The following is a 19,781-nucleotide window of genomic DNA, read 5'->3' as shown; positions in this document are numbered from 1 at the left end:
GCAGCAAGAATAGCAGCGGAGCGGAGTTTGGCAAGGCGGGGGAAGCGCAGTGCTACGCCAAGTCCTCCGAATGCCCGATCTCGATTCCATACTCGGCAGCCGAGTCCAGCATCGTGTGCCACAGGCTTTCGGCGAAGGTCGCGAACACCAGGACGTTGAACACGGCCTGGCCGTCCGGCGCATCGTTGCCGCGCCACAGCGTGACGCTGGTGTGGTCCATCGAGGTGGCTGCCGCGGCTCCGACCGGGAACGTCGCCGGATACAGATCTATCGACGACAGTTTGGCGAGCAGGGCGCGTGCCTTGGCGCCGGAAATTCTGATCAACAGCCGCGCATGTGACTGGTCCGACAGCGAAGCCGAGGCCGCGAACGCAGGGGACAGCGACGCCACCTGATGTCTGCCGCCTTTCGACAGCACGAAGAACTGATCCGGTCCCGACCAGATGAGCGTGGCTTCGGTTGCTCCAGCCGTCGTCGGTGTTTCCGGAACCGCAACGCCGAAATGCGCCTTAGCAGCGCTCGCCATGTCGGCCGCCTTGCCGCGTCGCGCCATCACCTGGACGAGGTCAAAATTGCGGATTTCGGTCAGGGTGACGCCGACCCCGCCATGCACGCCATGCGGTCCCGAAACGAGCGCGCGATCGAGCGGGCTGCGGGTTTCCCAGGAAAACTCAGCCACGCTGGCGCCCTCCATCTGGATCGTAGAAGACGGGGTTGCAAATCTCGACGTCATAGTCTTCGCCGCGCAGCGGATCGTGCGCATGCACGATCTCCCCGATACGCTCGCGGCCGCGCTCGACGAGGGCAAGCCCGATCCATTGGTCTGATGTCGGCGAGAAGCAGACCGAGGTGACGTAGCCCTGGTCATTGCCGGGCCCGGGTGTCTGCCCCTTCGGAATGATGTGCGCGCCCGAACGCAGGCGCCGCGCCTTGTCGGTCGGCTTGATGCCGACGACGACCTGCCGATCCGGTGCGACCAGCGCCTCGCGGCCGGCCATGACGCGACCGATGAAATCCTTCTTGGTCGACATCATCTTGCCAAGGCCAAGGTCGGTGGCGGTTGTCGTGCCGCTGAGTTCCGGTCCGGCGACATGGCCTTTTTCGATGCGCATGACGCCGAGCGCCTCGGTGCCGTAAGGTGTCACGCCGAACGGCTTGCCCGCAATCATCAGATTGCGGGCCATCGCCTCGCCGTAGCGCGCCGGCACCGAAATCTCGAACGCCATTTCGCCGGAGAAGGAGATGCGGAACAGCCGCGCCCTGACGCCGCCGCGCAACGCCACTTCGCGTGCGCCCATGAAGGGGAACCCTTCGTTGGAAAGGTCTTCCGATGGATCGACGATCTCCTTCAACAGGTCGCGGGTTTTGGGCCCGGCGATCGAAAATTGCGCCCACTGGTCCGAGACCGAGGTCAGCTGCACATCGAGTTCCGGAAACAGCACCTGCCGGCAGAATTCGAGGTGCTGCATCACCAGCCCGGCCTTGGCCGTGGTGGTGGTCAGGAAATAGTGGTCCTCGGCCAGCCGTGACGTCGTGCCGTCATCGTAGACGATGCCGTCCTCGCGCAGCATCAGCCCGTAGCGCGCTTTTCCCACAGCAAGGTTGGAGAAGGTGTTGATGTAGACACGATCGAGGAAGGCGCCGGCGTCCGCGCCATGCACGTCGATCTTGCCGAGTGTCGAGACATCGCAGAAGCCGACGCCGCTGCGCACTGCCTTGACCTCGCGGGTCACGGATTCCAGCCAGTCCTTCTCGCCAGTGCGCGGATACCATTGCGCGCGCTTCCACAGCCCGGTGTCGACGAAGATCGCACCCTGTTCGGCGGCCCACTGATGCGACGGCGTCAGCCGCGTCGCGTGAAAAGTCTCGTCGCGATGATGGCCGGCGAAGGCGCCGATGGCGACCGGCACATAGGGCGGCCGGTAGATTGTCGTGCCGGTCTCTGGAATGGACTTGCCAGTGACTGCCGCCATGATCGCGAGGCCAGCGACGTTCGAGGTCTTGCCCTGGTCGGTCGCCATGCCGAGCGTGGTGTAGCGCTTCAGGTGCTCGACCGATTCAAAACCTTCGCGCTGCGCCAGCTCGATATCCGATGCGGTGACGTCGTGCTGCTGGTCGACGAAAGCCTTGCCCTTGCCGGCGACATGCCACAGCGGTGTGAGCGAAAAGGCCTCGTCATCGGCGACCGGCGTGGAACCTGAACCATTGCCGTGTCCGGCATCGCGTGCCGCCGCCGCGCCCGCCGCAAATCCTTCGCGCAGGCAGGCGCCAAGTCCGAAGGCACCGTTGGCGGCACCAGCCGCGACCATTCCCGGAGGCGCGCCGTCGGGCACGAAGGCGGCGATGTCATCGCGCCATTTCGGCCGGCCGCGATGATAGGAGGTGAGCCCGACAGCCGGGTTCCAGCCGCCGGAAACGGCAAGCCCGTCGGCTTCCACTTCGGCGCGCGCGCCGCCGGTGAGCGAGACGGAAATCTTGCGCACGCCATTCTTGCCGCCATCGATGCCGCTGACGGAGCCATGCAGGATGGGAAAGCCGCCCTTGGTGGCAAGCGAGCGGTGCTCGGGCGAGATTTCCGCGCGCGCATCGATCACGGCGGCGACCTGCAGCCCGGCGCCGAGTGCCGCCTCGACCGTGCGCCAGCCATCCTCGTTGTTGGTGAACAGCGCGATGCGCTTGGCCGGTGCCGCGGCGTAACGGGTGATATAGCTGCGCATGGCGGGCGCCATCATCACGCCTGGCGTGTCGTTGCCGGCAAAGACGATTGGCCGTTCGAGCGCGCCTGCCGCGACGACGCAGCGCTTGGCCACGATCCGCCACAGTCGTTGGCGCACCTGGTGCTCCGGCGGCGAGGGCAGGTGGTCGTTGACACGCTCGATCGCGCCATAGGTGCCGCCATCATAGACGCCGAACAGCGTCGTGCGCGTCATGATGCGCACGTCGGGCAGGGAGCCGAGTTCAGCCAGCGTCCGTGAAATCCACTCGGCCGCCGGCATGCCGTCGATCGTGCCGCCATCGGCGAGCAGGCGGCCGCCGAGGACAAAATCCTCTTCGCACAGGATGACGCGGGCGCCGCTGCGGCCTGCTGCGAGCGCGGCCGCGAGGCCGGTCGGGCCTGAGCCGGCGATCAGCACGTCGCAATGCGCCCACGCCTTGTCGTAATGGTCGGGATCCGCGATGCCCGCGGCGCGGCCGAGACCAGCGGCGCGGCGGATTGCCGGCTCATAGATCGCTTCCCAGAACTTCGCCGGCCACATGAAGGTCTTGTAGTAGAAACCGGCGACGAAGATTGGCGCGAACAGCTGGTTGACCGACATCACGTCGAAGCCGAGCGACGGCCAGCGGTTCTGGCTGGCGGCGTCGAGCCCTTCATAGAGCTCCGCCGTCGTCGCCTTGGTGTTCGGCTCGCGCCGTGCACCGCTGCGCAGTTCCACCAGTGCGTTGGGCTCTTCGGACCCCGCGGTCAGGATGCCGCGCGGGCGATGATATTTGAACGAGCGGCCAACCAGCTTGACGCCGTTGGCAACCAGTGCCGATGCAAGCGTGTCGCCCTTGAAACCGGAGAAGCTCTTGCCGTCGAAACGAAAATTGAGTGGCGCGGAGCGGTCGACGAGACCGCCGGAGGTGAGGCGATTGGATTGAAAGGAAGTCACGATGCACGCCTCACAATCGGAAGGTCGGCGCTGCCCCTCATCGCCCTGCCGGGCACTTCTCCCCGTATAGTGACGGGGAGAAGGACGTCTTCGTCGGTGGTTTCGCCGATCATCGACGCTGCAGAATGGGCGCCGAAGTAGCAGCCAGCTCCCTTCTCCCCGTCACTATACGGGGAGAAGGTGCCGGCAGGCGGATGAGGGGCAGCGCCAACCTGACAGAAGATATTCATTTCGCAACCTGCCTGGCCCCAGCGCCCGCGGCTGGCTCAACCGCCGAAATCTCGTGCGTCAGCGTGTTGCGGGTGACCTTCAGCCAGGCCCGGCAGCCGCCGCCGTGATACCAGTTCTCGTCCATCACGCCTGCGATATTGTCGCGCAGATAGACGTAATCGTAGACTTCGTCTTCCGATGCTCCAGGTGCCGGCCGCACCGGCTTGGCGTCGCCGAGGTAGGTGAATTCGCCGAGTTCGCGTTCGCCGCAGAAGGGACAGGTGATGCGCATGGTTCCAGCCGCCTTCAGTGCAGGTTCGGTTGGGCGCCCTGGCCCTTTTCGTCGATGACAGCGCCAGACCGGAACCGGTCGAGTCGGAAGCGGGCGGCCTCCTCATGCGATTCATCGCGGGCGAGCAGATGGGCGAAGACAAAGCCTGAGCCGGGTGTCGCCTTGAAGCCGCCATAGCACCAGCCGGCGTTGAGGTAGAGCCCGTCGACCGGGGTCTTGTCGATGATCGGCGAGCCGTCCATCGACATGTCCATGATGCCGCCCCACTGGCGCAGCAGGCGCACGCGGCCGATCATCGGCATCAGCGCCATGCCGCCCTCGCAGACATCTTCCATCACAGGCATGTTGCCGCGCTGGGCGTAGGAATTATAACCGTCGATGTCGCCGCCGAAGACCAGCCCGCCCTTGTCGGACTGGCTGACATAGAAATGGCCGGCGCCGAACGTCATGACACCGGGAATGAGCGGTTTGATCGCCTCCGAGACGAAGGCCTGCAGCACATGGCTTTCGATCGGCAGCCGCAGGCCGGCCATCGCAGCGACGCGCGACGAAGAGCCGGCCACCGCCATGCCGACCTTGCCGGCGCCGATCCTGCCGCGCGAGGTCTCGACGCCGGTCACCTTGCCGTTGGCGTCCCTGACAAAGCCGGTGACTTCGCAATTCTGGATGATGTCGACGCCGAGTTCGCTGGCAGCGTGGGCGTAGCCCCAGGCCACCGCGTCGTGCCGCGCCGTGCCGCCGCGCCGTTGCAGCAGCCCGCCCTGCACGGGAAAGCGCGCATTGTCGAAGTTCAGGAACGGGATCATCTTCTTGACCGCCGCCAGGTCGAGCAGTTCGGCGTCGATGCCGTTGATGCGCATGGTGTTGCCGCGCCGCGCATAGGCGTCGCGCTGCGCGTCGGAATGGTAGAGGTTGATGACTCCGCGCTGGCTGACCATCGCGTTGTAGTTGAGGTCCTGCTCCATCCGCTCCCACAGCTTCATCGACAATTCGTAGAAGCCGGTATTGCCGGGCAGGCCGTAATTGGAGCGGATGATGGTGGTGTTGCGGCCGGCATTGCCGGAGCCGATCCAGCCCTTTTCCAGCACCGCGACGTTTTTGATGCCGAACTCGCTGGCCAGGAACCAGGCGGTAGCGAGCCCATGGCCGCCACCGCCGATGATCACGACGTCGTAGCGGTCCTTCGGCGCGGCGTCGCGCCAGGTGCGTTGCCAGTTCTTGTGGCCGGAAAGGGCGGCGCGGGCGAGCGAGAAGATCGAGTATTTCATAAAATCATTCCAAGGCCGCTCGCCCTACGCGTTGGAGGTCAGATATCCAGCGTGTGGTCGCGCTCCCATTGCGTGAAGTGCGAAGCATAGGAATTCCATTCCTGTTGCTTCAGCTTTAGGTATGCCGACGAAAATTCCTCACCCAGCGCCGCCTTGAGCGATTTGTCGTGGTCGAACTCGCGCAGCGCGTCGAGCAGGTTGAGCGGCAGTTTCGGCGCATCCGTGACGGTATGGCCGAGCTGGTACATGTCGATGTCGTAGCGCTTGCCGGGATCGGCCTTGGAGCGGATGCCGTCGAGGCCGGCGGCGATGATGACGGCCTGCAGCAAATACGGGTTGGCCGCGCCGTCGGGCAGGCGCAGCTCGAAGCGGCCCGGCCCCGGCACGCGCACCATGTGGGTGCGGTTGTTGCCGGTCCAGGTCACCGTGTTCGGCGCCCAGGTCGCGCCCGAAATGGTGCGCGGCGCGTTGATGCGCTTGTAGGAATTCACCGTCGGATTGGTGATCGCGGCAAGCGCCGAAGCGTGCTTCATGATGCCGCCGAGGAAGTTCTTGCCCTTGGCCGAGAGGCCGAGTTCCATCGAGTTGTCGGCAAACACATTGGTCTTGCCGGTCTCGTCCCATACCGAGATATGGGCGTGGCAGCCATTGCCGGTCAGGCCCTGGAAGGGCTTGGGCATGAAAGTCGCGCGCAGCCCATGCTTTTCCGCGATCGACTTGACCATGAACTTGAAGAAGGAGTGCTTGTCGGCGGTTGGCAGCGCGTGGTCGAAGGCCCAGTTCATCTCGAACTGGCCGTTGGCGTCCTCGTGGTCGTTCTGATAGGCGCCCCAGCCGAGCGCCAGCATGTGGTCGCAAATCTCGGCGATGACATCGTAACGGCGCATCACCGCCTGCTGGTCGTAGCAAGGCTTGGATGCCGTGTCGTATTCATCGGAGATCGCCTTGCCGTCCGGCGAGATCAGGAAGAACTCGGCCTCGACGCCGGTCTTGACATGCATGCCGTCGGCGGCTGCCTCGGCGATCAGCCGCTTCAGCGTGTTGCGCGGCGCCTGGCCGACCTCCTTGTCGTCCATGATGCAGTTGGCGGCGACCCAGGCGACTTCCGGTTTCCATGGCAGCTGGATGACCGAGTTCGGATCCGGCACCGCCAGCATGTCGGGATGCGCCGGCGTCAGATCGAGCCAGGTGGCAAACCCGGCGAAGCCGGCACCATCTTTCTGCATGTCTGATATCGCCTGCGCCGGCACCAGCTTGGCACGCTGGCCACTGAACAGGTCAGTGTAGGAAATCATGAAATATTTGACGCCGTTCTCTTTGGCGAATGCGGCGAGATCGTTCCCCATTATAGTTCCTCGCTATGTCTTTGGATGTGTTCTAGAAGCCGTTCTTCCCCGGTATCCAGTTGGTGCCGGCCAGCGGTACGCCGGCCATGGCGGCTGCCTCGATCGTCAATGCGACGAGGTCCTCGGGTTCGAGATTGTGCAGGCTGTTCTTGCCGCACGCGCGGGCGATGGTCTGCGCCTCCAGCGTCATCACCTTCAAATAGTTCGCCAGCCGGCGTCCGGCGGCCACGGGGTCGACCCGCTTCATCAGTTCCGGATCCTGCGTGGTGATGCCGGCAGGGTCTTTGCCCTCATGCCAGTCGTCATAGGCGCCTGAAGTGGTGCCGAGTTCGTTGTACTCCGCCTCCCAGCGGGGATCATTGTCGCCGAGCGCGACGAGCGCGGCGGTGCCGATCGACACCGCGTCGACGCCGAGCGCCAGCGCCTTGGCGACATCGGCGCCGTTGCGGATGCCGCCGGAGACGATGAGCTGAACCTTGCGATGCATGCCGAGATCCTGCAGCGCCTGCACCGCCGGCCTGATACAGGCGAGCGTCGGCTGGCCGACATTTTCGATGAACACTTCCTGCGTCGCCGCCGTGCCGCCCTGCATGCCGTCGACGACGACGACGTCGGCGCCGGCTTTCACCGCAAGCGCCGTGTCGTAATAGGGGCGGGCGCCGCCGACCTTGACGTAGATCGGCTTTTCCCAGTCGGTGATCTCGCGCAGCTCGAGGATCTTGATCTCGAGATCGTCCGGGCCGGTCCAGTCGGGATGGCGCGAGGCCGAGCGCTGGTCGATGCCCTTCGGCAGCGTCCGCATCTCGGCGACGCGGTCGGAAATTTTCTGGCCGAGCAGCATGCCGCCACCGCCGGGCTTGGCGCCCTGGCCGACCACCACTTCGATCGCATCGGCACGGCGCAGGTCTCGCAGGTTCATGCCGTAGCGCGACGGCAGGTATTGATAGACCAGTTGCTTGGAATGGCCGCGTTCTTCCTCGGTCATGCCGCCATCGCCGGTCGTGGTCGAGGTGCCCGCCAGCGTCGCGCCGCGCCCGAGCGCTTCTTTCGCCGGGCCGGACAGCGAGCCGAAGCTCATGCCGGCGATAGTGATCGGAATTTTCAGCTCGATCGGCTTCTTGGCATGGCGCGACCCCAGCACGACTGACGTGTCGCAGCGCTCACGGTAGCCTTCCAGCGGATAGCGCGAGATCGAGGCGCCGAGGAACAGAAGATCATCGAAATGCGGCAGCTTGCGCTTGGCGCCGGCACCTCTGATATCGTAGATGCCGGTCGCAGCGGCACGGCGGATTTCGGAAAGCGTGTAGTCGTCGAAAGTCGCGGATTTGCGCGGCGTCGTCGGCGGGTTGCGATAGGTCATGCTGCCTCAATACGCGTCGGCGTTGTCGATATTGAAATTGTAGAGCGTGCGCGCCGAGCCGTAGCGCTTGAACTCCGACGGCTTGACGCCGGTCACGCCGGCGCGATCGAGCAGGCCCTGCAGCAACTCCAGATGCTCGGGCCGCATCTCCTTGGCAATGCAGTCGGCGCCCAGGCTGTCGACCTTGCCGCGTACGAAGAGCCGCGCCTCGTAGATGGAATCGCCCAGCGCGTCGCCGGCATCGCCCAGCACCACGAGGTTGCCGGACTGCGCCATGAAGGCCGACATATGGCCGATATTGCCGTGCACGACGATGTCGATGCCCTTCATCGAGATGCCGCAGCGCGAGGAGGCATTGCCCTCGATGACCAGCAGCCCGCCCTTGCCGGTGGCGCCGGCATATTGGCTGGCGTCGCCCTTGATGACGATCGAACCCGCCATCATGTTCTCGCCGACGCCCGGGCCGGCCGAGCCGTGCACGGTGATCGTGCTGCCCGAATTCATGCCGCCGCAGTAATAGCCGACGCTGCCGCGCACATCGATGCTGACGGGCTGGTCGACGCCGACGGCGACCGAATGGTTGCCTTTCGGGTTGAGCACTTCCCACGCCGTCTCGTTCGAACCGGGAGCCAGATTGTGCAGCGCCTGGTTGAGTTCGCGCAGCGACAGGATGTCGAGGTCGAAGACGCGCGCATGGCTGTCGCGCATTGCCTTGGAGGTTGCCGGCATGAACTCAATGCTCCCAGAAATAGACGGTTGCGGGCTCCGGTTCCCAGACCCTCGCATTGTCTATGCCGGGCAGTTTGGTCAGCGCGCGATATTCCGAGCCGAAGGCGACATACTGGTCGGTCTCGGCCATCACGGCGGGCTTGCAGGCGATCGGATCGCGCACCACGCCAAAACCATTCTTGGTACCGACGACGAAGGTGAAGAAACCGTCCAGGTCGGAGAGCGTGCCTTTCAGCGCCTCGCCGAGGTTCTTGCCATGCGCCATTTGCGAGGAAAGGTAGGCGGCCGCCACTTCGGTATCGTTCTCGGTTTCGAATTTCATGCCCTCGCGCACCAGTTCGCGGCGGACATTGTTGTGATTGGACAACGAACCATTGTGCACCAGGCACTGGTCGGCGCCGGTCGAGAAGGGATGTGCGCCCATCGTCGTCACCGCCGATTCCGTCGCCATGCGAGTGTGGCCGATGCCATGCGTACCGGTCATTTTGCGCACGTCGAAGCGATCGACGACGGCTTCGGGCAGGCCGACTTCCTTGTAGATCTCCACCGCTTCGCCGGCGCCCATGATGCGGATGTCGGGCCTAAGCGACTGGAGGGCTTCACGCGCCGCGTCGACCTTGTCGGGCGCGGTCCTGACCACCGCGTGGGTCGATTTCACCGCAATGCTCACCGGCGCTCCGAGAGCCTTGGCGAGTTCGGCGTCCAGGCCGCGGAAATCGCGTTCCGGCTTCGGCGACTGAATGGTGATCTTGGCCTCGTTGCCTGACGTCGCGCCATAGATGGCGATGCCGGCGCTGTCAGGGCCGCGGTCGCTGAGCGATACCAGCATCTCCGACAGCATCGCGCCGAGCTTCGGCTCCAACGCCTTGTCCTTCAGGAAAAGTCCAACGATTCCGCACATGTCAGCCTCCCGACGTTTGTGACTAGAGATGATGTACCGAATGAAATCACCGAATTCAATGGGATGAAAAAAATTTTCCTCTGGTTACGTATGTGGCTCAATGCCGCTCCGCGTATCATCGCCGTCCGATCGTGCATTATGAGCCCATTTGGCGGTACGGATGCGAGCGATCTTGTAGGCGTCGAGGATCGACAGCGCATAGATCAGGAAGCCGCCGGCGTGACGGCCGACGAAGCTGGCATCCGGCGGCGAAATCTTGGCGGTCACCCACGCGAGGATCACCATGAAGAAAAGGAACTGCAATCCGCGCACCGGTACGCCAAGAATGACATGACCGCTTGCCGGCAGCACGATTGCGGCGCCCAGGACGAGATAAGGGCTCACTGGTGCCGGCGAAGTGTTTGAAGTGCTCATGCGGCCTGCCGTTCGCTTCGGTTGATGGCGTCGCGCAGCTTCGAGAGAGAGACGAGCAGCCGCTCGATCAGCGTCGCATCGATCCGCGTGTCACCGAACGCGGCTTGCCGGAAGACACCGTAGCGTGCCCGCTCGGCCTCGGCTAGCAGCCACACGATGCGCACTCCGTTTGGCGTGATCAGCAGTTCCTTGGCGCGGCCATCGCCAAAGGCTTCGAGATGACCGGCGATGATGCCTTGCGGAAAACGCGTGCCTCGGCGGTCCGTCCGCAGCACCGCCTCGGCTGGAAATCCCGGAGCTTTCGGGAGCGTATGGTCCAGATGATCGAAATTGGAGAACGTCGTCGGCGATCCCGGCCGCATCATCATGTCGAAAATGGCTGACACCGCGACCTTCTCGGTGATCGAAACACTAAGCCAGCGCGCCGGCAGTTTCCGCGTCGCCAGCGTGTCGACGATGGTGCGCACCTGCACGCGCTGGCCGTTCCAGGAACCTTCCCAGGTGATGACGCCGGCCGTGCCGTCAGAGACATTGGTCGCGTCCGCGACGACAGTGCGAATGCTGGCCGTATCGGCGGCGAGCGCTGCCGAGGCCCTGTCGCGGCTGCGGCGTGCCAGCCACGCAAAATGAAGGACGAGAGCCAGGACAATTGCCCCGGCAAGCAGTGCTGATGTCACTTCGGACATTTTATCGTGCAAGGCCCGTCCAGATCCTGGGCGGGCCTACTCCCATCAATAGCCCTGCGGTTTCGGCCACGGCATGGTGAACTGGTCGCCGCGCCGCACGAATTTGTAGCGGTAGAAATGGAACCACAGCGAGATCAGGAAATAGAAGGCGACCATGGCGATCAACTGCGAGCCGAAGCCGAGGAAGATGGCGAAGAAGGTCACCACGCACAGGCAGAACAGGACGATTGCCGGCAGCGGATGGAAGGGGTGCGTGTAGCCGCGGCGGATCGAGCCCAGCGGCCACTTCTTCCTGAACATCATGATGTTGATGCTCATGAAAGTGTATTGCAGCACGCCCGAAAGGATCGAGAAGGTGATAGCCTGGTTGAGATCGGCGATGAAGGCGAAAGCCAGCGCGATCGGCAGCAGGAACAGGATCGAGCGGTAGGGCGTGCGATATTTCGGATGCACCGCCGAAAACCAGCTCGGCAGATAGCGGTCGCGGCCGAGCGAGAACCAGGCGCGCGCCGCGTCGTTGATGCAGCCATTGGCGGAGGCAAGCGCGGCGAGCAGCGTCGCTATGAACAGAAGGTTCTCGAGCAGCGGGCTTCCGGTCAGCTTGCCGGCATCCCACAGCGGATAATAGGTGATGCCGAGATATTCCCAGGGCATCAGCGAGGCGCAGACATACCAGGTCATGGCGGCGGCGATCAGAAGCGTGATCATGCCGGCCATGGTGCCGTAGGGCAGCGAGCGTGCCGGCGAGCGCACTTCCTCGGCCGCCTGCGTGGTGCCTTCGATGCCGAGATAATACCAGATGCCGAACTGGAAGGCGGCGATGACACCGATCCAGCCATAGGGCAGCGCATTGCCTGGAGTGACCAGTTCGTTGAGCTTCAGCACCGCGCCTTGCGTCCACGGGCTGACCGAGAAGAACAGAACGACGATCGAGACATAGGCGATGGCCGTGATGACGAAGTTGACGTTGAGCGTCATCAGCACGCCGCGATAGTTGAGCCAAGCCAGGACCACTATGGTGGCGGCGATGAAGGAATTGTGGGTCAGCCCTTCGACTCCCGCCTTGGCGACGATGGTGTCGCCGAGCAGGATGGCGTCGGACACTTCCAGCATCGTATAGGCAAAGACCAGGAACAGCGCTACGTTGAAGGCCATCAGCGGGCCGACGATGTGCTTGGCCTGCGCATACTGGCCGCCGGCGGCGGCCACCGTCGACGTCACCTCGGAATCGATCATGGCCACCGAGGTGTAGAGCAGCCCGACGACCCAGCACACGATCAGGGCCGCCAGCGCGCCGCCCTTGTCGGCCGAGAAATTCCAGCCGGTGAACTCGCCGACCAGAACGATGCCGACACCGAGCGCCCAGACATGGGCCGGGCCAAGCACCCGAAGCAGCGATACCCGGTCGCCGTGTATTGTGGTGGTGGTGGTGTTTTCAAGCGCGACCGTCATCGATCAATCCCCACTCAGATCCGGTGTTTTTCGGAAACGGCTTCAAGCTCGCCTTCGCGCGACGAGGTCAGAACGTCCTCGGAGTAGTTGGTATCGACCTTGAACCAGTCGTAGAGCATCCACAGCGCGAGGACGATCGAGATGCCCCAGCATGCGTAAGAGAGTGCCACCCACATGATCGTGTCCCCAAATTCTTCGTCGCCAAACTTTACTTGTCGTCGAACTTTTCGTTGATGACATCGCGATATTCGCGGTCGGATGCCCGGAACAGGAACACGAAATAACCGATCAGCACGGCCGCCATGATGATCAGCGTCGGCCAGTCGATGATATAGTGGAACCGGTTCTGGATGACGTCGTGCGCGGTCTCCGGCGTATAGCCGAGCTTTTCCCAGATCGACGCCATGGTCGGATTCTGCCCGAGCGCTTCCCAGGTCTTGGCATCGAGCGCATCGATGGATTTCGCGGCACCGGCAAGACCAAGCTTCAGCGGTAGCCACAGCGCCACGAAGATGGCGACCACGACAACGGCGATGTCGAAGACTTGTCCGGCCTTGCTCTGCTCCGGCGGCGTATAGCGGGACATTGTTTCTCCCCTCAGGACTTGCGGTTGCGGGATGCGTCGGCGTTCTTGATGTCGAGCCCGTAGATGAACTCCTTGTCTTCCTTGTAGTGTTTGACCATCGCCAGGATGGCCGCCGTGTTGAAGATGAGCACCGCGGCGGCGGCCATGGCGACGACGGCCTTGATGCCGCCCTGCGGAATGTATGGCCATGTCATGAAGAGGACGAAGAGGATCGTCGCCCACAGGCAGACGATCAGGAGCGCGGATCCGCGCAAATCGGAGCGATACAGCGCCTCGATGCGCTGGTGCAGGTCTGACATCGGTTTTCCCCTTCTTCGCCGACGCCCGGTTCCGAATCCACCGCCCGCCGCTCTCTTTCAAGAGAGTGAAATTTTTTTCATAAACTCCGCCCGAATCCCGGACTTGTCAAGACGAATTTACGTGGCGTTAACCGCTCGTTTCGAGTGAACAATTTTGCCTGACAATGAAATTATTTGCTTCAAGGGGATTGCAGGCTTCCCGCGTTTGCGGTCAATATTCAATCCAAAGCTCCGGCCTTGGGCAAAGGAGCAGGGAACATCAGGATTTTCGAACGGAGGACGAGCGGATGACGGCATCCTGGAGATTTTCAACCCTGGCGGACCGCCATCGCGCTCTGGGGTCGAAACTCGAAGACTGGAGCGGCATGGGCACCGCCTGGACCTACGACAAGGATGCCGATGAGGAATATACCGCCATCCGCACCAAGGCCGGGCTTATGGATGTTTCCGGCCTGAAGAAGGTGCACATCACAGGGCCGCACGCCTCGCATCTCATCGACCTCGCCACAACGCGCGACGTCGAAAAAATCTATCCCGGCAAGTCGGCCTATGCCTGCATGCTGAACGAAGCAGGAAAATTCACCGACGACTGCATCCTCTACCGCACGGGACCAAATTCCTGGATGGTGGTGCACGGCTCGGGCACCGGCCACGAGGAATTGCAGCGAGCGGCGATGGGCCGGGACGTGTCGCTGCGCTTCGACGACAATCTGCACGATTTGTCGCTGCAGGGGCCGACGGCGGTCGACTATCTGGCCAAGCATGTGCCCGGCATCCGCCACCTCAACTACTTCCATCACATGCAGACGCAGCTGTTCGGCTTCCCCGTCATGATCTCGCGCACCGGATATACCGGCGAGCGCGGCTACGAAATCTTCTGCCGTGGCCAGGATGCCGGCACGATCTGGGACAGGATCCTCGACGAGGGCAAGAGCGCCGGCATCATTCAGTGCCGCTTCACCACCCTCGATATGCTGCGCGTCGAGAGCTACCTCTTGTTCTATCCCTATGACAATTCGCAGAAATACCCGTTCGAGAATGAAGGTCCCGGCGACACGCTGTGGGAACTCGGCCTCGACTTCACCGTCAGCCCCGGCAAGACCGGTTTCCGCGGCGCCGAAGAGCACTATCGCCTGAAAGGCAAGGAGCGCTTCAAGATCTACGGCGTCCTGCTCGACGGCAAGGAGCCGGCCGACGAGGGCGCTCCGGTCTATCGCGACGGCAGACAAGTCGGCGTTGTCACCTGCGCCATGTATTCGCCGCTGGTCGAGAAATCGATGGGCATCGCCCGGCTCGACGTCGACTGCGCGGTCAAGGACACCAAGCTCGAAATCCGCAACAAGAGCGGGTCGATCAAGGCGACGGCGCAGCCCTTGCCGTTCGACGATCCCAAGAAGACCAAGCGCACGGCGAAAGGCTGAGGCATAATCGACAGCGAGGGGTTTCGAGGCACAAAGACAGAATGGCAGCCAAGACCATCATCAGCCGGCCTATTTACGGGACCCTGTCTCCGCAGCCGGGCAAGCATCATCTTTTCCTGGCGGATGCGGAAGGCGCGCTCGCGATAACGGACATGGCCGTCAGGGCTCCGGCCGGGTTCTTCGACGGCGCCGAAATCGTCTTCATTGCCGGTCCTGAAGGCAAATATGGTGCCGCTCTCGAAGCGTTGAAGCCGGCGCAACTGCATATCGCACCGTCCTTCGCCAGTCTGCTGCCGCGTCTGAAGCAGACGCTGGCCAACGCGCATATGGGTCTGCGCCTCTACCTCGCCGGCACGGAAGGGCTGATCGGCCAGGCCATGCAGGTGGCGCTCGAAGCCGGCATCGACCACACCTCCATGCAGACCGAGCATCGCGGCTCGCTGGCACGGCGCATGCAGTGCGTGCACTGCAAGGGCATCACCGAGAATGTGACGACGCAGCCGGCGACCTGCTCGCATTGTGGCCTGCTTCTCCTGGTACGCGATCACTACTCCCGGCGCCTCGCCGCCTTCCAGGGCGTCTGCATCAATGCCGAAGACCGCAGTGAAATTCCTCCGATGGAGGAGATCTTCCGATGAGCACCGGAACCACCAAGCTCGACGTCGTCGTCAGCGATGTCGTCCCGGTCAACGAACTGGTCACCCGTTTCCATTTTCGCCGGCGTGACGGCGAGCTGTTGCCGACCTTTTCCGGCGGCGCCCATGTCGTGGTCGAGATGCGCGATGGCGAGCGCACCAGGCTCAATCCCTATTCGCTGATGGGCTCGCCGCTCGACACGCGCGAATACACGATCTCGGTGCGGCGCGACGATGTCGGCCGTGGCGGCTCGCTGTTCATGCACAACCAGGTCCGGCCGGGGCTGGAGATGGTGGTGAGCTATCCCGTCAATCTGTTCTCACTCGACCTGCGCGCCAAAAAGCACCTGATGCTCGCCGGCGGCATCGGCATCACGCCCTTCATGGCGCAGACCGCGCAACTGGCAGGCGAAGGCGGCAATTTCGAACTGCATTACACCTGCCGCACCGCTTCGCTCGGCACCTATGCCGATGTGCTGAGCGAACGCTACGGCCGTCGCGTCCGGCTCTATCATGACGACCGCGAGGAGCGTATCGATCTCGACCGCCTGCTGTCCTCGCAGCCGCTGGGCACTCATCTCTATGTCTGCGGCCCCGCCGGCATGATCAACTGGGTGCGCGACCGTGCCGCCGCGCTCGGCTGGCCGCCGGAGACCGTGCATTTCGAGCATTTCGCGGCGCCGCAGCCCGGTTTGCCATTCGACGTGACGCTTGCCGTCAGCGGCAAGATCATCCGCGTCGGCGAGCAGCAGAGCCTGCTCGAAGCCATCGAGGCGGCCGGCGTCGATCCGCCTTATCTCTGTCGTGGCGGCGTCTGCGGCCAGTGCGAGACCAACGTCATCTCTTGTGACGGCAAGTTCATCCACAACGACCATTGGCTGAGCGAGGAAGACCACCGTTCCGGCAGGAAGATCATGCCGTGCGTCTCGCGCTTCGAGGGCAAATCGTTGGTCTTGGAAAGATAGGAGGCGAGCTTGGGCATCACCTTTCGCAAGGAAACGTTCCGCGACGACTTCACCTTCAGGAACAGCCCTGAGCACATCAGGCGGTTCCCGTTTCCGTTCCACGAAGACAGCTACATGTATGCGGTCAACATAGAGCCGCATGTCGTCGGCCCGAAAGGCTCGGTGCTGGAGAACCTGATCGACGTCGACGAGCACTATGTCGCCGAGATGCAGGACCGCGCGATGGTGCTGGCCGAGGATCCGCTGCGCTGCCAGTCGCTGCCGCACATGACGCTCGCCGGCTGGGACCTGCTGGAACTTTTGATGGAGCAGCAGGCACTGGGCTATCCCGAGCATTTCACGCTGACGCGGGACGGCGATCGCTGGCGCTGGATCAACCGGCCGCTCGGCATCGACGACACCTTCACCTTCGGCGACACCTCGACGCTGCCTTACGGGCCGATGGAATACATCACCCGCCAGAGCCAGGGCGATTTCTGCATCCTCGACCAGCGCGACGGCAATCTGTGGATGGATGCCGGCATGGTCACCACCCAGGCCGACTGGTCGCTCGATTTCGACATCGGCATGAATTTCTTCGAGTGGCACGCGCCGGTGCCGCTGGCGCACGAGAAGGGGATTTTCGTCAGGGCGCTGAAATTCCTCACCAATATCCAGCAGGGCAAACCGGCGCGGCGGCTGAACTGGACGATGACCATCAATCCGCGCCTCGACACCAGCCCCGAAAATTATCACAAGTGGGGACCGGATCGTACGACCGTGACGCCCGAAAACGTCGGCGACAAGGTGCATCTGCGGGTCGAGTTGCAAAGCTTCTGGCGGCTGCCGCGTTCCAACGGCATCGTCTTCCCGATCCGCTGTTACCTGATCAAGATGGACGAGCTGGTGACGCAGCCGAAATGGGCGCGCCGCCTGCACCGCGTGATCCGCGATCTGCCCGAGGAACTGGCCACCTACAAAGGCCTGACGCGCTATCGTTCGACGCTGGTCGAGTGGCTGTCGAAGCTGGATGACGACAGCCCGACATCAGCGGGATTTGGGCCGGATTGAAAGCAAGGCCCCCTCATCCGGCCCTTCGGGCCACCTTCTCCCCGAGGGGAGAAGAGACTTGGCGCCGGCGCACTCCTCTCCCCTTGGGGAGAGGTCGAATTGCCCCGAATTGCTCTTCGCAATTCGGTTGGCAATCCGGGTGAGGGGGGCTGCGGCGGCCCGCCTAACCCGCGCTGTTCTGCGGATAGCAGATAATCGACAAATAGCGCATCGGGAGTTTCGTCAGTTGTTCGGGCCCATGCGGCGCGTCGGCGTCGAAGAACAGGCTGTCGCCGGGCTTCATCGGGTAGAGATTGCTGCCGTGCCGGTAAACGACCTCGCCCTCGAGCATGTAGAGGAACTCCATGCCCTCGTGCTGGAAGGTCGGGAACACATCCGAATCCTCGGTCAGCGTGATCAGATAGGGTTCGACGACGACGCCGCTGGTGTTCGAACCGATATGGCCAAGCAGGTTGTACTGGTGGCCGGCGCGCGTGCCGCGGCGCTCGACATCGAGGCCTTGGCCGGCCTTGACGAAGACAGCACTTCGCTCCTCCTCGAAGCGGCGAAAGAAGGCGGTGACGGGAACGCCCAGCGCCCGCGACAGTGCCTGCAAGGTGGTGAGCGACGGCGAGGTGATGCCGTTCTCGATCTTGGACAACATGCCCAGCGAAATGTCGGTGGCGACCGCGAGATCCGCGACGGTGATGCCGAGCTTCTTGCGGAAGGCCCGCACCTCGCGGCCGATCGCGACCTCCAGCACTTTTTCGCGGGTGTCGCGAATGGCGTGCGGGTTTTGTGTCAGCGGCGCGCGGATGGTCCTGCCGTCCGCCGACACTTTCGGCGACGGTTTTGCCTTTGCGCTCGCGGGAGCCTTGGTATCCGAAATTGCCTTTGCCATGTCGCCCCCGATCGTCAGGATTTATTTCACTCAAGGTGAACATGTCAGGTGCCGATACGGAGCGCAACCGCAACGGCAAGCCATCTTATGTCGCACGCGGCAGTGCGGCCATCGCGGCCGCCGTGGGTTTTTCGCCAGGAATCCGCTGCGCGTAAACGCCGTTCCCGCAGATGTCTGTTGACAGCACCAAGCGGCCAATTACTGTCACTGTCAGTGAAATTTGTTTCGCTGGGGAAATCAAAAAAATGGAGGCCCGGAAATGAAAACTCGCGTTGCCGTCATCGGAGCCGGACCGTCCGGTCTGGCCCAGCTCAGGGCCTTCAAATCGGCGGCCGACAAGGGCGCCGACATTCCCGAGATCGTCTGCTTTGAAAAGCAGTCCGATTGGGGTGGCCTGTGGAACTACACCTGGCGCACCGGCCTCGACGAGCACGGTGATCCCGTGCACGGCTCGATGTACCGCTATCTCTGGTCGAACGGTCCGAAGGAGTGTCTCGAATTCGCCGACTACACCTTCGAGGAGCATTTCGGCCGTCCGATCGGCTCCTATCCGCCGCGCGCCGTGCTGTGGGATTACATCAAGGGCCGCGTCGAAAAATCGGGCTTGCGCAAATGGGTGCGCTTCAACAGCCCGGTGCGCATGGTCACCTTCTCCGACGAGACGAAGAAATTCACCGTCACCGCGCATGACCGCACCAACGACGTCACCTATTCGGAAGAGTTCGACAATGTCGTCGTCGCCTCAGGGCACTTCTCCGTGCCCAACGTGCCCTATTTCGAGGGCTTCTCGACCTTCAACGGCCGCATCCTGCACAGCCATGATTTCCGCGACGCCATGGAGTTCAAGGGCAAGGACATCCTGATCATCGGCCGCTCCTATTCGGCCGAGGACATCGGTTCGCAATGTTACAAATACGGTGCCAAATCGATCACCTCCAGCTATCGCTCGAAGCCGATGGGCTTCAAATGGCCCGAGAACTGGAAAGAGGTGCCGCTGCTGCAGAAAGTCGTCGGCAAGACGGCGCATTTCAAGGACGGCACGACCAAGGACGTCGACGCCATCATCCTGTGCACCGGCTACCTCCATTCCTTCCCCTTCCTCACCGACGATCTCAAGCTCAAGACCGCCAACCGCATGTGGCCGGACTCGCTCTACGAGGGCGTCGTCTGGGAGAAGAACCCGAAGCTTTCCTACATCGGCATGCAGGACCAGTTCTACACCTTCAACATGTTCGACGCTCAGGCCTGGTTCGCGCGCGACGTCATCATGGGCCGCATCAAGCTGCCCTCGGCCGAGGCGATGGCGGCGCACGGCGCGAAATGGCGCGCCCGCGAGGAAACGCTTGAGGACGCCGAGCAGATGATCTGGTTCCAGGGCGACTACACCAAGGAATTGATGGACCAGACCGATTATCCCGGCTTCGACGTCGAGGCGGTCAACCAGACCTTCATGGAGTGGGAGCATCACAAGGCGGAAGACATTATGAGCTTCCGCGACCACGCCTACCGCTCGCTGATGACCGGCACCATGGCGCCGCTGCACCACACGCCCTGGCTACAGGCGCTGGACGACTCCATGGAGAGTTATCTCGAGGTGAAGGGCGTCGCGGCGGAGTAGCCGCGGCGCATCTTGC

At 63.1% G+C, this 19,781-nt stretch carries 20 protein-coding genes; 5 read left to right on the top strand and 15 right to left on the bottom strand.

The genetic code is table 11. From position 1 onward, the window contains the following. Positions 1-52: 52 nt before the first annotated feature. From LB536_RS00485 to LB536_RS00420, 14 genes are all read right to left on the bottom strand, one after another. On the bottom strand, positions 53-679 hold the full coding sequence (locus LB536_RS00485) for a sarcosine oxidase subunit gamma (protein ID WP_224589692.1): 627 nt from the start codon (positions 677-679) through the stop codon (positions 53-55). After that, on the bottom strand, positions 672-3,653 hold the full coding sequence (locus LB536_RS00480; RefSeq protein ID WP_224589691.1) for a sarcosine oxidase subunit alpha: 2,982 nt from the start codon (positions 3,651-3,653) through the stop codon (positions 672-674). The genes LB536_RS00485 and LB536_RS00480 overlap by 8 nt, the downstream gene beginning before the upstream one ends. A gap of 226 nt (positions 3,654-3,879) precedes the next feature. Next, complete coding sequence (locus LB536_RS00475) at positions 3,880-4,155, bottom strand: sarcosine oxidase subunit delta (protein WP_140507961.1); 276 nt, start codon at positions 4,153-4,155, stop codon at positions 3,880-3,882. Between the two features lie 14 nt (positions 4,156-4,169). Beyond that, positions 4,170-5,423, bottom strand: a complete 1,254-nt coding sequence (locus tag LB536_RS00470) for a sarcosine oxidase subunit beta family protein (protein WP_224589690.1) — start codon at positions 5,421-5,423, stop codon at positions 4,170-4,172. 38 nt (positions 5,424-5,461) lie between these two features. After that, positions 5,462-6,769 carry a type III glutamate--ammonia ligase gene (glnT, locus tag LB536_RS00465; protein ID WP_224589689.1) on the bottom strand — a complete coding sequence of 436 codons (1,308 nt, stop codon included), beginning with the start codon at positions 6,767-6,769 and terminating at the stop codon, positions 5,462-5,464. 31 nt (positions 6,770-6,800) lie between these two features. Continuing rightward, entirely contained in the window at positions 6,801-8,129 is a 1,329-nt protein-coding gene (locus LB536_RS00460; protein ID WP_140757640.1) for an FMN-binding glutamate synthase family protein, read from the bottom strand. 6 nt (positions 8,130-8,135) lie between these two features. Then, positions 8,136-8,858 carry a GXGXG domain-containing protein gene (locus tag LB536_RS00455; protein ID WP_140757639.1) on the bottom strand — a complete coding sequence of 241 codons (723 nt, stop codon included), beginning with the start codon at positions 8,856-8,858 and terminating at the stop codon, positions 8,136-8,138. A 4-nt stretch (positions 8,859-8,862) separates the two neighbouring features. Further along, positions 8,863-9,759, bottom strand: a complete 897-nt coding sequence (locus tag LB536_RS00450; protein WP_140813093.1) for a class II glutamine amidotransferase — start codon at positions 9,757-9,759, stop codon at positions 8,863-8,865. Positions 9,760-9,843: 84 nt separating this feature from the next. After that, the gene (locus LB536_RS00445) at positions 9,844-10,173 is read right to left on the bottom strand and encodes a hypothetical protein (protein ID WP_140813094.1); all 330 of its coding nucleotides are present in this window, start codon (positions 10,171-10,173) and stop codon (positions 9,844-9,846) included. Then, complete coding sequence (locus tag LB536_RS00440; protein ID WP_224589688.1) at positions 10,170-10,859, bottom strand: hypothetical protein; 690 nt, start codon at positions 10,857-10,859, stop codon at positions 10,170-10,172. The genes LB536_RS00445 and LB536_RS00440 overlap by 4 nt, the downstream gene beginning before the upstream one ends. Before the next feature lie 45 nt (positions 10,860-10,904). After that, on the bottom strand, positions 10,905-12,311 hold the full coding sequence (locus LB536_RS00435; protein WP_140507951.1) for an APC family permease: 1,407 nt from the start codon (positions 12,309-12,311) through the stop codon (positions 10,905-10,907). Positions 12,312-12,325: 14 nt separating this feature from the next. Further along, the gene (locus LB536_RS00430) at positions 12,326-12,487 is read right to left on the bottom strand and encodes a hypothetical protein (protein WP_027142261.1); all 162 of its coding nucleotides are present in this window, start codon (positions 12,485-12,487) and stop codon (positions 12,326-12,328) included. 32 nt (positions 12,488-12,519) lie between these two features. After that, positions 12,520-12,897: a hypothetical protein gene (locus tag LB536_RS00425; protein WP_023771056.1), complete on the bottom strand. Its 378-nt coding sequence runs from the start codon at positions 12,895-12,897 to the stop codon at positions 12,520-12,522. Between the two features lie 11 nt (positions 12,898-12,908). After that, the gene (locus LB536_RS00420) at positions 12,909-13,196 is read right to left on the bottom strand and encodes a hypothetical protein (RefSeq protein ID WP_140757636.1); all 288 of its coding nucleotides are present in this window, start codon (positions 13,194-13,196) and stop codon (positions 12,909-12,911) included. 287 nt (positions 13,197-13,483) lie between these two features. Between LB536_RS00420 and LB536_RS00415 the strand changes: the two genes are divergently transcribed. The 4 genes from LB536_RS00415 to LB536_RS00400 are packed head-to-tail and all read left to right on the top strand — an operon-like array spanning position 13,484 to position 17,267. Then, the gene (locus tag LB536_RS00415) at positions 13,484-14,617 is read left to right on the top strand and encodes an aminomethyltransferase family protein (RefSeq protein WP_224589687.1); all 1,134 of its coding nucleotides are present in this window, start codon (positions 13,484-13,486) and stop codon (positions 14,615-14,617) included. A 41-nt stretch (positions 14,618-14,658) separates the two neighbouring features. Further along, positions 14,659-15,255 carry a dimethylamine monooxygenase subunit DmmA family protein gene (locus LB536_RS00410; protein ID WP_140811743.1) on the top strand — a complete coding sequence of 199 codons (597 nt, stop codon included), beginning with the start codon at positions 14,659-14,661 and terminating at the stop codon, positions 15,253-15,255. Then, positions 15,252-16,217, top strand: a complete 966-nt coding sequence (locus LB536_RS00405) for a PDR/VanB family oxidoreductase (RefSeq protein ID WP_224589686.1) — start codon at positions 15,252-15,254, stop codon at positions 16,215-16,217. Before LB536_RS00410 ends, LB536_RS00405 begins: the two co-directional genes overlap by 4 nt. A 9-nt stretch (positions 16,218-16,226) precedes the next feature. Beyond that, positions 16,227-17,267 carry a heme-dependent oxidative N-demethylase family protein gene (locus LB536_RS00400; protein WP_224589685.1) on the top strand — a complete coding sequence of 347 codons (1,041 nt, stop codon included), beginning with the start codon at positions 16,227-16,229 and terminating at the stop codon, positions 17,265-17,267. Between the two features lie 163 nt (positions 17,268-17,430). Here the strand turns inward: LB536_RS00400 and LB536_RS00395 are convergent, their stop codons facing one another. After that, entirely contained in the window at positions 17,431-18,147 is a 717-nt protein-coding gene (locus tag LB536_RS00395) for a helix-turn-helix domain-containing protein (protein ID WP_140507935.1), read from the bottom strand. A gap of 259 nt (positions 18,148-18,406) precedes the next feature. Between LB536_RS00395 and LB536_RS00390 the strand changes: the two genes are divergently transcribed. After that, entirely contained in the window at positions 18,407-19,765 is a 1,359-nt protein-coding gene (locus LB536_RS00390) for an NAD(P)-binding domain-containing protein (protein WP_224589684.1), read from the top strand. Positions 19,766-19,781 lie beyond the last annotated feature (16 nt).

The organism is Mesorhizobium sp. ES1-3, from assembly GCF_020164795.1.
In the GTDB taxonomy this organism is placed as follows: domain Bacteria; phylum Pseudomonadota; class Alphaproteobacteria; order Rhizobiales; family Rhizobiaceae; genus Mesorhizobium.
This window is presented reverse-complemented; position numbering and strand designations above follow the sequence as displayed.

Excerpts from the sequence above, each read along its gene's own strand:
- LB536_RS00475 (WP_140507961.1), bottom strand. The coding sequence starts at position 4,155 with ATGCGCATCACCTGTCCCTTCTGCGGCGAACGCGAACTCGGCGAATTC.
- LB536_RS00470 (WP_224589690.1), bottom strand. The coding sequence starts at position 5,423 with ATGAAATACTCGATCTTCTCGCTCGCCCGCGCCGCCCTTTCCGGCCAC.
- glnT (WP_224589689.1), bottom strand. The coding sequence starts at position 6,769 with ATGGGGAACGATCTCGCCGCATTCGCCAAAGAGAACGGCGTCAAATAT.
- LB536_RS00460 (WP_140757640.1), bottom strand. The coding sequence starts at position 8,129 with ATGACCTATCGCAACCCGCCGACGACGCCGCGCAAATCCGCGACTTTC.
- LB536_RS00455 (WP_140757639.1), bottom strand. The coding sequence starts at position 8,858 with ATGCCGGCAACCTCCAAGGCAATGCGCGACAGCCATGCGCGCGTCTTC.
- LB536_RS00450 (WP_140813093.1), bottom strand. The coding sequence starts at position 9,759 with ATGTGCGGAATCGTTGGACTTTTCCTGAAGGACAAGGCGTTGGAGCCG.
- LB536_RS00445 (WP_140813094.1), bottom strand. The coding sequence starts at position 10,173 with ATGAGCACTTCAAACACTTCGCCGGCACCAGTGAGCCCTTATCTCGTC.
- LB536_RS00440 (WP_224589688.1), bottom strand. The coding sequence starts at position 10,859 with ATGTCCGAAGTGACATCAGCACTGCTTGCCGGGGCAATTGTCCTGGCT.
- LB536_RS00435 (WP_140507951.1), bottom strand. The coding sequence starts at position 12,311 with ATGACGGTCGCGCTTGAAAACACCACCACCACCACAATACACGGCGAC.
- LB536_RS00430 (WP_027142261.1), bottom strand. The coding sequence starts at position 12,487 with ATGTGGGTGGCACTCTCTTACGCATGCTGGGGCATCTCGATCGTCCTC.
- LB536_RS00425 (WP_023771056.1), bottom strand. The coding sequence starts at position 12,897 with ATGTCCCGCTATACGCCGCCGGAGCAGAGCAAGGCCGGACAAGTCTTC.
- LB536_RS00420 (WP_140757636.1), bottom strand. The coding sequence starts at position 13,196 with ATGTCAGACCTGCACCAGCGCATCGAGGCGCTGTATCGCTCCGATTTG.
- LB536_RS00415 (WP_224589687.1), top strand. The coding sequence starts at position 13,484 with ATGACGGCATCCTGGAGATTTTCAACCCTGGCGGACCGCCATCGCGCT.
- LB536_RS00410 (WP_140811743.1), top strand. The coding sequence starts at position 14,659 with ATGGCAGCCAAGACCATCATCAGCCGGCCTATTTACGGGACCCTGTCT.
- LB536_RS00405 (WP_224589686.1), top strand. The coding sequence starts at position 15,252 with ATGAGCACCGGAACCACCAAGCTCGACGTCGTCGTCAGCGATGTCGTC.
- LB536_RS00395 (WP_140507935.1), bottom strand. The coding sequence starts at position 18,147 with ATGGCAAAGGCAATTTCGGATACCAAGGCTCCCGCGAGCGCAAAGGCA.
- LB536_RS00390 (WP_224589684.1), top strand. The coding sequence starts at position 18,407 with ATGAAAACTCGCGTTGCCGTCATCGGAGCCGGACCGTCCGGTCTGGCC.